The sequence below is a fragment of the Nonomuraea sp. NPDC050536 genome (assembly GCF_044457685.1).
Lineage (GTDB): Bacteria > Actinomycetota > Actinomycetes > Streptosporangiales > Streptosporangiaceae > Nonomuraea.
Window position 1 is genome coordinate 499,701 of the sequence record NZ_JBITHD010000002.1, and the last position, 12,864, is coordinate 512,564.

12 protein-coding genes are annotated in these 12,864 nt (G+C 70.3%); 4 read left to right on the forward strand and 8 right to left on the reverse strand.

Annotated features, from left to right (window positions below; all coding sequences use genetic code 11):
• Positions 1-28 precede the first annotated feature (28 nt).
• Positions 29-2,248, reverse strand: coding sequence for a DNA helicase PcrA (gene pcrA / locus ACIBHX_RS09295; RefSeq protein WP_397066067.1), 2,220 nt, complete (start codon positions 2,246-2,248; stop codon positions 29-31).
• Positions 2,249-2,680: 432 nt separating this feature from the next.
• Here pcrA and ACIBHX_RS09300 point away from each other — a divergent pair, with 432 nt between their 5' ends.
• Positions 2,681-3,400: a PIG-L deacetylase family protein gene (locus ACIBHX_RS09300; protein WP_397065803.1), complete on the forward strand. Its 720-nt coding sequence runs from the start codon at positions 2,681-2,683 to the stop codon at positions 3,398-3,400.
• A 158-nt stretch (positions 3,401-3,558) separates the two neighbouring features.
• On the opposite strand, the gene ACIBHX_RS09305 is transcribed toward ACIBHX_RS09300, so the two are convergent.
• From ACIBHX_RS09305 to ACIBHX_RS09325, 5 genes are all read right to left on the reverse strand, one after another.
• Positions 3,559-3,987 carry a PIN domain nuclease gene (locus tag ACIBHX_RS09305; protein ID WP_397065805.1) on the reverse strand — a complete coding sequence of 143 codons (429 nt, stop codon included), beginning with the start codon at positions 3,985-3,987 and terminating at the stop codon, positions 3,559-3,561.
• Positions 3,981-4,181, reverse strand: coding sequence for a type II toxin-antitoxin system VapB family antitoxin (locus ACIBHX_RS09310; protein ID WP_397065807.1), 201 nt, complete (start codon positions 4,179-4,181; stop codon positions 3,981-3,983). Before ACIBHX_RS09310 ends, ACIBHX_RS09305 begins: the two co-directional genes overlap by 7 nt.
• Before the next feature lie 202 nt (positions 4,182-4,383).
• Positions 4,384-5,070, reverse strand: a complete 687-nt coding sequence (locus ACIBHX_RS09315; RefSeq protein WP_397065809.1) for a CPBP family intramembrane glutamic endopeptidase — start codon at positions 5,068-5,070, stop codon at positions 4,384-4,386.
• 9 nt (positions 5,071-5,079) lie between these two features.
• A complete protein-coding gene (locus tag ACIBHX_RS09320) occupies positions 5,080-5,337 on the reverse strand; it encodes a WhiB family transcriptional regulator (protein WP_397065811.1) in 258 nt (85 codons plus the stop codon).
• 56 nt (positions 5,338-5,393) lie between these two features.
• Positions 5,394-6,857 carry a glutamate--cysteine ligase gene (locus tag ACIBHX_RS09325; protein ID WP_397065813.1) on the reverse strand — a complete coding sequence of 488 codons (1,464 nt, stop codon included), beginning with the start codon at positions 6,855-6,857 and terminating at the stop codon, positions 5,394-5,396.
• A 114-nt stretch (positions 6,858-6,971) separates the two neighbouring features.
• On the opposite strand from ACIBHX_RS09325, the gene ACIBHX_RS09330 reads away from it, so the two are divergent.
• Positions 6,972-8,981 carry an alpha/beta fold hydrolase gene (locus tag ACIBHX_RS09330; RefSeq protein WP_397065815.1) on the forward strand — a complete coding sequence of 670 codons (2,010 nt, stop codon included), beginning with the start codon at positions 6,972-6,974 and terminating at the stop codon, positions 8,979-8,981.
• On the opposite strand, the gene ACIBHX_RS09335 is transcribed toward ACIBHX_RS09330, so the two are convergent.
• Together ACIBHX_RS09335 and ACIBHX_RS09340 are read right to left on the reverse strand one after the other, a co-directional pair.
• Positions 8,982-9,614, reverse strand: coding sequence for a response regulator (locus ACIBHX_RS09335; protein WP_397065817.1), 633 nt, complete (start codon positions 9,612-9,614; stop codon positions 8,982-8,984).
• A complete protein-coding gene (locus ACIBHX_RS09340) occupies positions 9,611-10,822 on the reverse strand; it encodes a PspC domain-containing protein (protein WP_397065819.1) in 1,212 nt (403 codons plus the stop codon). The genes ACIBHX_RS09335 and ACIBHX_RS09340 overlap by 4 nt, the downstream gene beginning before the upstream one ends.
• 112 nt (positions 10,823-10,934) lie before the next feature.
• Between ACIBHX_RS09340 and ACIBHX_RS09345 the strand changes: the two genes are divergently transcribed.
• Both ACIBHX_RS09345 and ACIBHX_RS09350 read left to right on the forward strand, forming a co-directional pair.
• A complete protein-coding gene (locus tag ACIBHX_RS09345) occupies positions 10,935-12,632 on the forward strand; it encodes a PspC domain-containing protein (RefSeq protein ID WP_397065821.1) in 1,698 nt (565 codons plus the stop codon).
• Complete coding sequence (locus tag ACIBHX_RS09350; protein WP_397065822.1) at positions 12,622-12,825, forward strand: hypothetical protein; 204 nt, start codon at positions 12,622-12,624, stop codon at positions 12,823-12,825. The genes ACIBHX_RS09345 and ACIBHX_RS09350 overlap by 11 nt, the downstream gene beginning before the upstream one ends.
• Positions 12,826-12,864 lie beyond the last annotated feature (39 nt).

Here is a 12,864-nt window from a genome sequence, read left to right on the forward strand (position 1 = left end):
ATCCCGGACGCCGGTACGGCCAGGATGCCTAGAGCTTCTCGAGGGGTGCGTAGGCGAGTAGGAGTGTCTTCTCGCCGCCTGAGCCGAAGTCGATCTTGACCTTGGTCTTGTCGCCGACACCGTCCACCGTGACGACCGTGCCGAGGCCGAAGGCGTCGTGGGTGACACGGTCGCCGGGGGCGAGCGTGGGCACCGTGCGGCCGCCCTTCTTGGGGGCGGGAGCCCGCGTCGGCTCCCGACGGGTGGCGGCCGACCAGGCGGACTTCTCCGGGTCCGTACGCCAGTCGATCAGCTTGGCCGGCACCTCGCTCACGAAGCGGGAGGCCGGGTTGAACGAGGGCGACCCCCACGAGCTGCGCACCGCCGCCCGCGTGATGTACAGGCGCTTCTGCGCGCGGGTGATGCCCACGTAGGCCAGGCGGCGCTCCTCCTCCAACTCCTTCGGCTCGCCCAGCGACCTGATGTGCGGGAAGACCCCGTCCTCCATCGCCGTCAGGAACACCACCGGGAACTCCAGCCCCTTGGCCGTGTGCAGCGTCATCAGCGTGACCACGCCCTGCCCGCCGTCGGCGTCGGGGATCTGGTCGGCGTCGGCCACCAGGGAGACCTGCTCGAGGAACTCCACCAGAGTCCCCTCCGGGTTGGCCTCCTCGAACTCGGCGGCCACCGAGATCAGCTCGTTGAGGTTCTCCAGCCTGGACTCGTCCTGCGGATCCTCCGAGGCCTCCAGCTCGGCCCGGTAGCCGGTGGCGACCAGGATCTCCTCGGCCAGCGCGGACGGCGGCATGCCCTCCGCCTTGGCGATCAGCTCCTCGATCAGCGCCACGAACTCCCGCACCGCGTTGAGCGAGCGGGTGGCCATGCCGTACGCCTCGTCGGCCCGGCGCAGCGCGTCCCAGTAGGAGATCCGCTCGCGCGAGGACAGCGCCTCGATCATCGCCTCGGCGCGGTCGCCGATGCCGCGCTTGGGCACGTTGAGTATCCGCCGCAGCGACACCACGTCGGCCGGGTTGGCCAGCACCCGCAGGTAGGCCAGCAGGTCCTTGACCTCCTTGCGCTCGTAGAAGCGCACGCCCCCGACCACCTTGTACGGCAGGCCGGTGCGGATGAAGATCTCCTCGAAGACCCGGGAGGCGGCGTTGGTCCGGTAGAAGACGGCCACGTCGCTGGGCCTGACATCCTCCTCGTCGCTGAGCCTGTCGACCTCCTGGGCGACGAAGACCGCCTCGTCGTGCTCGTTGTCGGCCACGTAGCCCACGATCTTGGGGCCCTCGCCCTGGTCGGACCAGAGGTTCTTGGGCTTGCGACCCTCGTTGCGGGAGATGACGGCGTTGGCCGCGTTGAGGATGTTCTGCGTCGAGCGGTAGTTCTGCTCGAGCAGGATCGTGCGGGCGTCCGGGTAGTCGCGCTCGAACTCCAGGATGTTGCGGATCGTCGCGCCGCGGAAGGCGTAGATCGACTGGTCGGCGTCACCCACGACGCACAGTTCCGACATGTCCGACCCGGAGCGGACCAGCTCGCCGTCGACGGTGCGCAGCTCCGGATGCCCCACCAGCTCCCTGATCAGGATGTACTGCGCGTGGTTGGTGTCCTGGTACTCGTCGACGAGCACGTGGCGGAAGCGCATCCGGTAGTGCTCGGCCACCTCGGGGAAGAGCTGGAAGAGCACCACCGTGTTCATGATGATGTCGTCGAAGTCCATCGCGCCGGCCTCGGTCAGCTTCAGCTGGTAGGCCTTGTACGCCTGGGCGAGCACCTTCTCCAGGTGGGAGCCCGCCCTGTCGAGCGCGGTCTCGTAGTCGACCAGCTCGTTCTTGAAGTTGCTGACCTGGGCGGAGAACGACCTGGGCGGATAACGCTTGGGATCGAGGTCCATCTCCCGGCAGACCATCGCCATCAGGCGCTGCGAGTCGGCCTGATCGTAGATCGAGAAGCTGGACGGGAAGCCGAGCCGCTTGGCCTCCCTGCGCAGGATGCGCATGCAGGCGCTGTGGAACGTCATCACCCACATCGCCTTCGACCGCGGCCCGACCAGGCGGTCGATGCGCTCCTTCATCTCCTTGGCGGCCTTGTTGGTGAAGGTGATCGCCAGGATCTCGCCCGGATGGACCTTCCGCTCGGCCAGCAGGTAGGCGATGCGATGGGTGAGCACCCGCGTCTTCCCTGAACCCGCCCCCGCCACGATCAGCAGCGGGCTGCCGTGATGGATCACGGCCTCGCGCTGCTGCGGGTTGAGGCCGTCGAGCAAGGGGTGGTCAATCGAGACTTGGGTCGGCACGCACCTAGGTTAAGCCGCCTCACCGACAATCGCGCCCGTCTCTCCCCGGCTGATGCCCTTTCTCACCCACGACTTCTCACGGCTCTCACACGGCGAGCACTCCTTCCACCCCTCGCTGCCGTACGGCGGGCCGCCGCAACCGCCAGTCGCCGCACTTCGGCGGGCCTCTGTCCAGGGAGACGCTCCTCCGGTGATGCGGGGTCGCCCGCCGATACGCCGTTGCGAAACCCACGCCCCCCGGCCCTTGGTTTCCCACCGCACATGGCCGATGTGCGGCGGGCGGCCGGTGGCGGGGGCTTGCCGTACAAGATCAAGAAACAAGATCGCAGAAAGGGCGCATCTGCTGGAATGGGATACCCTGCGCGCCGGTTCTCCCAGGAGAGAAGGACTGAAGGAGAAAGCATGCTGGCCGACAACGAGATCAACAGGGTGCTCGCCGTGACAGCCCACCCGGACGACGTGGACTTCGGGGCCGCGGGATCGGTGGCGCTGTTCGTCGACAGGGGGGTGGAGGTCACCTACCTGGTGGTCACGGACGGCGACGCGGGTGGCAACGATCGCGCCCTGGACAACACGGGCATGGCCGAGCTGCGCCGCGTCGAGCAGACCGCGGCGGCCAAGGCCGTGGGCGTGACGGACCTCCGCTTCCTCGGTTACCCCGACGGGCGCGTGGAGACCACGCTGGACCTGCGGCGCGACATCGCCCGCGTGATCCGCCAGGTACGCCCCGACCTGGTCATCACCCACCACCCCGACCGCAACTACCAGTTCGTCGCCCCCAGCCACCCCGACCACCGCGCGGTCGGCGGCGCGGCCCTGGACGCCGTCTACCCCGACGCCAGGAACCCCTACGCCTTCCCCGAACTCCTCAAGGACGAGGGTCTGGAGGCCTGGACCGTGCGCGAGGTCTGGCTGACGGGCGGCATGTCACCCAACCACTGGGTCGACGTCACCGACGTCATCGAGCGCAAGCTCGCCGCCCTGCAGTCGCACGTCAGCCAGGTGGCCCACGTGGAGGGCTTCACCGAGTTCGTCAAAAGCCGCTTCGCCTCCTGGGCCGAGCGCGCCGGCTTCCCCGAGGGCCACTACGCCGAGGGCTTCCAGGTCGTCCCCACGGCGTAACCCTTCTTGATCCTGTACGGCGGGCCGCCGCCACCGGCCGCCCGCCGTACTTCGGCTGAGGACCCGCGCCCGGCGCTTCCGGCGAGTCGATGACGCTCACCCACCGCCACGGCGCTTCGTCATCCAGGCACCACGGTCCCCCTGGCCCGCCGGACGACCTAGGGCACGGATCCCGGAGGGACCACCCACAGCGATGGCTGCCCCGTGACCTCGGAGATGACGTCGAAGTCCCGGTCGTAGTGCAGCACCGTGGCCCCGTGCACCTCGGCACACGCCGCGATCATCAGATCCGCCGCACAGACGCCCCGATGATGCGACTTACGGACAAGCATCGCCTGAACGTCCAAGGCCCGAGCCTCCACCTCCGGGTCGAGGGGTAGATAGCGGAAGTCCTCGCGCAAGTGGTACGCATCGCGCTCGTAGCCCTTCAGGTCGCGCGCGCTATAGAGGACCTCCAGATTCGTGACGACGCAGGTGGCGAGAACCTTGTCGAGCATGAGCGGCTCCAGCGCACGACCCACCGCGGGATGCGGCATCCGCGCCAGAGCGCTCTTGTCGATCAGGTAGATGACCCCCGTTGCTACCACGCTCGCTTCATGAGCTCCGGATCCAGCAGGTCCGTATTGTCCCGCGAGGTCCAGTACTCGAACGCTTCTCGACGCTTCGCCCTTTCGGCTACCTCCTGCAGGGCCTGGTTGACGGTCTCCTTCATCGTCGAGGTCCCCAACTCCTGCTGGGCCGTATCCAACAGCCCCTTGTCGATGTCGATCACTGTGCGCATGGCACACCACCTCCGTACCTCCAGAGTATATCAACTTTTGTGATCTTGATATACGCCTATAGAAGCGCAGACGAGAACGTAGAACCGACGTCAAGGGCGCCGCATGGCACGTTCACGGCCGAGGTGGAGGATCGTCACTCCGGGTTGGAGGATCTTCACGACAAGAAGTACTCACGGGGTTCGCCCCGCGACGGCGTCGGCCCTAATCCTTGGGCGGGGCGGCCAGGCGGGCGTAGAGGTAGCCGAGGGAGTTGGTCGAGATGTGGAGGAGGGTGGGGGCGAGCAGCCCGGCCCGGCGGCGGAGCTCGCAGAACAGGACGCCGGCGGCGGCCGTGGAGACGACGCTGCCCGCCACGACGCGGGCCGTGTCGAGGTGGCTGGGGGATTCACCGGCCGTGAGGGCGCCGAGGGCGGGGTTGGCCCGGGCCATGTCGATGGCGGGCAGGATGTGCCAGAGCCCGAAGAGGGCCGAGGAGACGGCGGTGGCGGCGGCCGTGCCACGGGTGCGGCGGAGCATGCCGTACAGCGCTCCGCGGAAGCCCACCTCCTCCAGCAGGACCGTGCCGACGGGCACCTGCAACAGGGCCTCCTCCAGGGCGCGGGCGCGTGACAGGGACAGCGCGCGCTCGTCGTGGAAGAGCGGGCGGGTGCGCGGGATGGCGATGCCCGCGGTGTAGCCGGCGGCCACGGCGGCGGCCAGCGCTCCCCCGGCGGCGGCGCCGCGGCGGCCGTGCTCGAAGCCCAGCTCCTGCCACGACACTCCGGTACGGCGTGCCATCGCCACCAGCGCGGCCGTCGCCACGGCGGAGGTCAGCGGCGCCAGCCGAGGGGCGACCCGGTTGTTCATGACGTTGGCCGCGACCAGCACGGCGAGCGAGCGCAGGAACACCCCTGCAGGCTATGCGGTCGCCTGGGTGCGCCACCCTGTGGGGAAGCGGGTGCGGCGGCGTTCCTCGGGGGTGAGGCCGCCCCAGATGCCTTCCGACTCCCCCGCCCGCAGCGCGTAGGAGCGGCATTCCTCGAGCACCTGGCAGGAGGCGCAGATCGCCTTGGCCCGCTCCTCCTGCGCCGGAGTGGGCGCGAGCGGGAAGAACAGTTCGGGATCGCTGGACCTGCAGGCGCCCTGCCGCAACCAGCGGATCTCTCCCAGTGGCATGAACCACACGCTAGACGCGGGACGGCAGGCCGCGCATCATCCTCTCGGCTGACATGTCAGTTGTCCCAGGTATGTACGGGCTCGTTGGAGTGCATCCGCTCGATGTAGTCCAGCGTCATCGCGCGCAGCGCCTCGTGCCGGTCTCCACCATGCGCGTGCACGCGGTCCGCCTGCCAGGTCGCCCCGGTTCGTCCGGTGAGGCAGCGGCCCTCGATGACGCCGAGCAGCCGGTCGGCGACGGCTCTGTCAACGCCCCACGAGCTGAGTCCCTCGGCGGCGAGGGGCAGCAGGCGGCGCAGTACGAGCTCGGCCGCGGGCACCTCGCCCACGCCCGGCCAGTAGAGGCGGGCGTCGAGGCCGTGCCTGGCGGCGTTGTTGAGGTTCTCCTCGGCGGCCGCGAACGACATCCGGCTCCAGAGGGGCCGCTCGGCGTTGGGCAGCACGCGCATCAGCCCGTAGTAGAAGGCGGCGTTGGCCGAGATATCGAGCACGGACGGCCCGGCGGGCAGCACCCGGTTCTCCACGCGCAGGTGCGGCTTGCCGTCCACGACCGCGTACACGGGCCGGTTCCAGCGGTAGACGGTGCCGTTGTGCAGGGTCAGCTCGTGCAGTTCGGGGATGCGGCCCCCGTCCAGTACGGCGCGCGGGTCCTCGTCCTCGGTGAGCGGCAGCAGCGCGGGGAAGTAGCGGACGTTCTCCTCGAAGAGGTCGAAGACGCTGGTGATCCAGCGTTCACCGAACCATACGCGCGGCCGGACGCCCTGTTCCTTGAGCTCCTGCGGCCGCGTGTCGGTGGCCTGCTCGAAGAGCGAGATCCTGGTCTCGCGGTGCAGTTCCTTGCCGAACAGGTACGGCGAGTTGGCCGCCAGCGCCACCTGCGGCCCCGCGATGGCCTGGGCGGCGTTCCAGTGCGAGGCGAACGCCTCGGGGCTGATCTGCAGGTGCAGTTGGACGCTGGTGCAGGCGGCCTCGGGGGTGATGCTGTCGGCGTGCGTGTCGAGGCGTTCGACGCCCTCGATGCACAGGTGCAGGTCCTCTCCCCTGGCGGCGAAGATCTGCTCGTTGAGCAGGCGGTAGCGCGGGTTGGCCGAGAGCGTGCCCTCGCCGATGTCGTCCTCGCGCAGCGTCGGCAGGATGCCGATGAGCACCAGGTGGCCGCCCTGGGAGCGGGCGCGCGACTCGGCGTGGTTGAGCCGGGCGCGCACGTCGTTCTCCAGCCTGAGGGCGCCGTCACCGCGCAGGTCCTGGGGCTGGACGTTGATCTCGATGTTGAACTGGCCCAGCTCGGTCGCCCAGTCGGGCTGCGCGATCGCGGCGAGCACCTCGGCGTTGCGCATGGCGGCCTCGCCGCGCTCGTCGACGATGTTGAGCTCGATCTCCAGCCCGGCGCGCGGCGTGTCGAACTCGAAGCGGGACTCGCGAAGCATCTGGGCGAAGACGTCCAGACATCGCCGCACCTTCTCGCGGTACTTGCGGCGATCTTCCCTGCTGAACACGACGGCTGGCACGTCCCTGCCCATACCTCGAAATGTCGCACGACATGGCGACCAAGGACAGCCCTTGACGCAGGCGTATACCTGATCCCAAAATCGGCGCGATGTTCGTATTACTGTAAACGTTTACGGGAGTGCCATATGCGGTCATGGACAGGCGTGCTCGCCGTACTCTTCCTGCTGCTCCTCGCCCTGCCCGGCCAGGCGACGGTCACCAGGAAGGGCACGCTCAGCACCGCACAGGCCCCCTCGCAGGCGCTCGGCGAGCCGATCCGCTACAACCTCTACCTCCCGTACGGCTACGCCGACGGCGACGCCCGTTACCCGGTCCTCTACCTGCTCCACGGCCGTGGCGACTCGATGGAGGCGTGGACCAGGATCAAGGACTCGCTGGACGGGATGATCGCGACCAAGCAGATCCCGCCGCTGATCGCGGTCATGCCGGACGCCCCGTGGAGCGAGCGCGGCAGCTGGTACGTGGATTCCGCCTACACGACGGGCCGCCCGGTCGAGACCGCCCTCACCCGCGACCTCGTCCAGCACGTGGACGCCACCTACCGCACCGCGCCGATCAGGAACGCCCGGCTGGTGGGCGGCTACTCGATGGGCGGCGCCGGAGCGCTGCGGTACGCGCTGGCGCACCAGGACCTGTTCTCCGCCGCGATCGTGCTCAGCCCGGCGGTCTACACGCCGCTGCCGCCCGCCGACTCCTCCACCCGCGACTACGGCGCCTTCGGACAGGGCGACAGCAGGTTCTCCGACGAGGTCTACCAGCGCCTGAACTACCCGAACCTGCTCAAGCAGATCAACCCCGACCTCCCGGTGAGCCTGTTCGTGGCCGTGGGTGACGACGAGTACGCCAACCCCGACCCCGCCGACGCCCACCACGACCTGGACTTCGAGTCCGCCACGCTCTACAACGCGGCCAGGCGCGTGCCGGGCGTCGCGGCGCAGCTGCGGATCCTGGACGGCGGGCACGACTGGTCGGTGTGGAGCCCGGCGTTCGAGCAGGCGATGACCGCGCTCGGCCCGACGCTCAGCACCGTCCCGCCCACCGGGCTCGGCGGCACGAAGTACGCGGCGACCTGGGCGGGCGGCGTGACCGCCACGGGCGCGGCCGGCATGGCCGCGAGCGGGTCCGTCAACGGCCAGCCGTACAAGGGGAAGCTGGACGCGGTCGTGGTCGCCCAGAACTGGACCGCCCAGCTCGGCACCGCGTCGGACGAGCGGCTGTACGGCGTGGCCGCGCTGCCCGACGGCGGCGTGCTGGCCGCCGGGTACACCAAGGGCGACCTGGACGGCAAGCACCCGGGCAACACCACGGACGACGCGTTCGTGGCGAACCTGGACGCGAACGGCAGGACCCGCTGGATCACCCAGTTCGGGACCCAGGGCACGGCCGACCGCGGCTACGCCCTGGCGGCGGCCGCGGACGGCGGCGCCTACGTGGCCGGCTACACCAAGGGCGGCCTCGACGGGACGAACGCCGGCGACAAGGACGCCATCCTGGCCAGGCTGGATCCCGCGGGGAACGTGCTGTGGACCCGCCAGCTCGGCGGCACGGGCGAGGACAAGGCGTACGGCGTGGCGGCCGACGACACCGGCGTGTACGTGACCGGCACCGCGTCGGCGGCGCTACCGGGCACCACGGCGCTGGGCGGGCTCGACGGCTGGGTCGCGGCCTACGACCAGAACGGCGAAAGGCGCTGGGTGACCCCGGTGGGCGGCGACGCGGACGACCGGCTGAACGGCGTCGCGGTCACCTCCGCGGGCCAGGTGGTCGTCACCGGCGCGAGCGGCGGCGACCTGATCGCCAGGGCCTTCACCGCGCAGGGCCGGCAGGCCTGGACCGCCACGGTCGCCACCCCGGCCGCCGACGAGGGCGTGGCGGTGGCGCCGCTGCCCGGCGGCGAGGTGGAGATCGTCGGCTACACGCGCGGCCGGATCGGCGTGGCGGCGGGCGGGGCCGACATCCTGACGGTGCGGCTCGACCGCCGCGGCAGGCAGCTGAGCGTGGCACAGCTCGGCTCGGCCCGCGACGACGGCGTGGACCCGTTCGGCGAGCCGAACCTCTACGCGGCCGCGGACCCGGCGGGGAAGGTCACGATCTCCGGCATCACCGACGGCGGGGTGTTCGTGACGACCCCGTGATCACACCAGGCGGCGGGCGGTGGCCCAGCGGGACAGCTCGTGCCTGTTGGACAGCTGCAGCTTGCGCAGCACCGAGGACACGTGCGTCTCGACCGTCTTGACCGAGATGAACAGCTCCTTGGCGATCTCCTTGTAGGCGTAGCCGCGGGCGATCAGCCGCAGCACCTCCCGCTCGCGCTGCGTCAGCGAGTCGAGCTCGGGGTCGATCGACGGCGCCTCGGAGGAGGCGAAGGCGTCCAGCACGAACCCGGCCAGCCGCGGCGAGAAGACGGCGTCGCCGTCGGCGACCCGCCGGATCGCGTCCGTCAGCTCCTTGCCGCTGATGTTCTTGGTGACGTAGCCGCGGGCGCCGCCCCGGATCACGCCGATCACGTCCTCGGCGGCGTCGGAGACCGACAGCGCGAGGAAGCGCACCTGGGAGCCGCTGCCCAGGACGCGGCGCAGCACCTCCTGGCCGCCGCCGCCCGGCATGTGCACGTCGAGCAGGACCACGTCGGGCTGCAGCTCCGCGATCGCCTTCACCGCGGACTCGACGTCCTCGGCCTCCCCGATGACCTGGATCGACTCGCCCAGCTCGGCGCGCACCCCGGAGCGGAACAGCCGGTGATCGTCGACGATCAGAACCCGCGTCATTGCTTCTCCACCTTCATCGTCAACATCACCTCCGTGCCCTCACCGGGCTCGGTGCGCACCCTGGCCGTGCCGCCGTGTCGTTCCATCCTTCCGATGATGGACTCTCTGATGCCCATCCTGTCCAGCGGCACCGCTTCCAGATCGAAGCCCTTGCCCCGGTCCTTCACGAAGATAGTGGCCTCCTGGCCCTCCACCTCCGCGTAGACGGAGATGGACGGACTTCCAGAGTATTTGGCGGCGTTGACCATGGCCTGCCGGGCGGCCTTGAGCATGGCGCCCAGCTTGCCCTGCGGGTCGAGCTCCAGGTCGCCCACGCAGACGACCTCGATGGGCACGCTGTGCGCGTCCTCCTCCTCGGCGGCGATCCTGCGTACGGCTGCCGCGAGCGTGGCGTCGGCGTCCTGGGCGGGCTGGTAGAGCCAGTTGCGCAGGTCGCGCTCCTGGGCGCGGGCCAGCCTGGTGACCTCGCGCGAGTCGTGCGCGACGCGCTGGATCAGGGTGAGCGTGTGCAGCACCGAGTCGTGCACCATCGCCGCGACCTCGGCGCGCTCCTCCTGCCTGATGCGCTCGCGCCGCTCGAACTGCAGCTCCTTCCACAGCCCCGCCAGCCACGGCGTGGCGATCACGGCCAGTCCGCCGACCACCACCACGGTGAACAGCAGGCCGGGGCGGGCCTTCAGCAGCTCGCCCTGCGTGGCCAGGAAGCCGACGGCGCCGATCACCACGAGCAGCACACCGGCCATGGTCCTGATGCGGTTCTTGCGGATGCTCTTGGTGGCCCCGCTCACCCAGCTCTTGCGCCGTTCCGGGTCGGCCTGTTGCCATAGGATCAGCGCGCCGATCCCGCCCACGGCGAACGGCAGCATGCCGATCCCGCCCTGTGAGGCGCCGGTCAGCCAGCCGAAGGCGGCCAGCGCCACGCCGATCGCGCTGAAGGCCGCCAGCTGGCTCCAGTCGCGTCCTGGCGGTTGGTTTCCTTCGTACGGCTGCCGCGGCGTGATCATCCAGAGCACCGCGTAGGCCACGATGCCGACCCCGTCCACGACGCTGAGCAGCACGAACGTCAGCCGGACCACGACGGGGTCCAGCTTGAGCTGCGCCGCGAGCCCCTGGGCCACGCCGCCGAGCAGGCGGCCCTCCATGGGGCGCATCATGCGGCGGTAGGGCGCGTCGGCGCCGGGCTCTGCGAGTGTGTTCTGGTCAGCCATAGCACTCACATCGTCACATGTCCCCGATGACCTGGGCATCAGGGAACAACCCCCGGGTCGGGTCAGGGGTCTCCCGGATGCGACCTCCCGCAGGGTGGGACACGATGGTGTCATGACCGAAGCACCACCGAAACAACCCAGCACGCTGTGCCGCAGCAGCGAGGGCAGGTTCCTCATGGGAGTCTGCGCCGGACTGGGCAGGCACACGGGCATCGACCCCGTGGTGTTCCGCGTGGGCTTCGCGATCCTGCTCTTCGGATCGGGCATCGGCCTGTTCCTCTACATAGCCGCGTTCCTGCTGATGAAGGAGCCCCGAGGCGGGCCCGGCATCGTCGAGCAGTGGACGCGGCGCGACTTCGACGCCGACACCGTGATGGCGCTGCTGACCGCGGTGCTGGCGTTCGGGCTCGTGATCAACCTGGCCACCGTGTGGCTGGGCACGGGCACGCTGGTGGTGGGGCTGCTCCTGGTGGTCTCACTGCTGGCCGCGCACACCCACGGGGTCGACCTGCTGGCGCTGGCCCGGTCGATGCCGGAGCGGCTGAGCCGCCGGCAGTCCGCCGAGCCCGCGTCGGCGCCGCCCGCGCCGCCGACGCCCTCGTTCACCGCGCCGACGGGACCCGTCATGGGCGCGCCCGACGAGCGGATGTCGGACGCCGTCAGGGCCCAGCGCCTGGCACAGGCCGCCGAGGCGATCGAACGGGCCAAGGCCGCCAGGGCCGCCGAGGTCGAGCGCACCCTGCGCGGCGAATCCCCGCAGGTACCCACCGAGCAACCACCCACCCACCAGCCCTCCGCCGAGCAGGAGCCGGTCACGGCCCATGCCGCGGAGGCGTGGCCCGCGGAGACCGTGCCCGTCACGGAGCAGATCCCCGTCGAGCCCGCGAAAGCCGCCGAGCGCGCCGAAGACGTGCAGCACGCGGAAGGCTGGGAGGCCGGGAGGGACGTGCCCGTGGAGGACGTGTCGCGGACGCGGGTGGACGAGCCGCTGCCGAAGACGCGGGTCAACCAGACCCCGCCGCCGCTCTACGCCGCGGAGGCACCGCCGTCCGGCAGGAGCGCGGGACTCCCCTACGGCGAGCCCTTCTCGCCACACGGCCCCTATCAGCCGCTCGACCCGCGCAGGCGGGCCGGCTACACCTCGCCCTACGACCCGGCCCTGTACGGCAGGCCCGTCCCGCCGCCCAAGCCGCGGCGCGCCAGGTCGTTCATCGGGGCGATCACATTCTTGTTGGCCCTCATCGTGGGAGGGATCGTCGTGGCGGTCCAAGCCAAATCGGCCTCGGGCGTTCAGCCGACCCTCGTCGGCGGCGCGGTGCTCATCACCATCGGCGCCGGACTCCTGGTCGCCGCCTGGTGGGGCAGGGGCGCGGGCCTGGTCGCCACGGGCACCACGGTCGCGCTGGTCATCGGGATCGGCCTGATGTTCGGCGGGTTGCCGCGGACGGTGGGCGACTCGATGTGGACGCCGCGGAGCATGGCGGAGACGAGCCGGCTCTTCGACGTGGGGGTGGGCGACGGCAGGCTCGACCTGACGGAGCTCGCGGTCGGTCCAGGGGCGTTGGCCACCGTCAACGCGTCGGTGTCGATCGGCGAGCTCACCGTGATCGTCCCGCCCGACATGCGGGTGGAGGTGCACGCCTCCAACCGGGTCGGCGACATCAAGGTGGACCAGTCGCTGCGCGGCGGCGTGAAGGTGAAGTTCGACAAGACGCTCGAGCCCGAGACGACGCCGAAGGGCGCGGTCTCCACGATCGTGCTGAACCTCAAGGGCGGCGTCGGAGACATGGAGGTGCGCCGTGGCGCGTGAGGTCGACAGGCCGCGCCGGCTTCACCGCACCGACTGGATGGCGTTGCTGAGCGGAACTCTCTTCGTCGTGCTCGGGATCCTGATCGTGACGCGTTCGATCACGGATCCGCTGGTCCTGGTCTCGTTGGTGGTGGTCGGGCTGGGATTCTCTGGGCTGGTCGCGATCGTGGCGAGGGCGATTCGGGGTAAGTAGCCCTTGACCGGGCTAAACACCGGCGTAGCTTGGCACTTG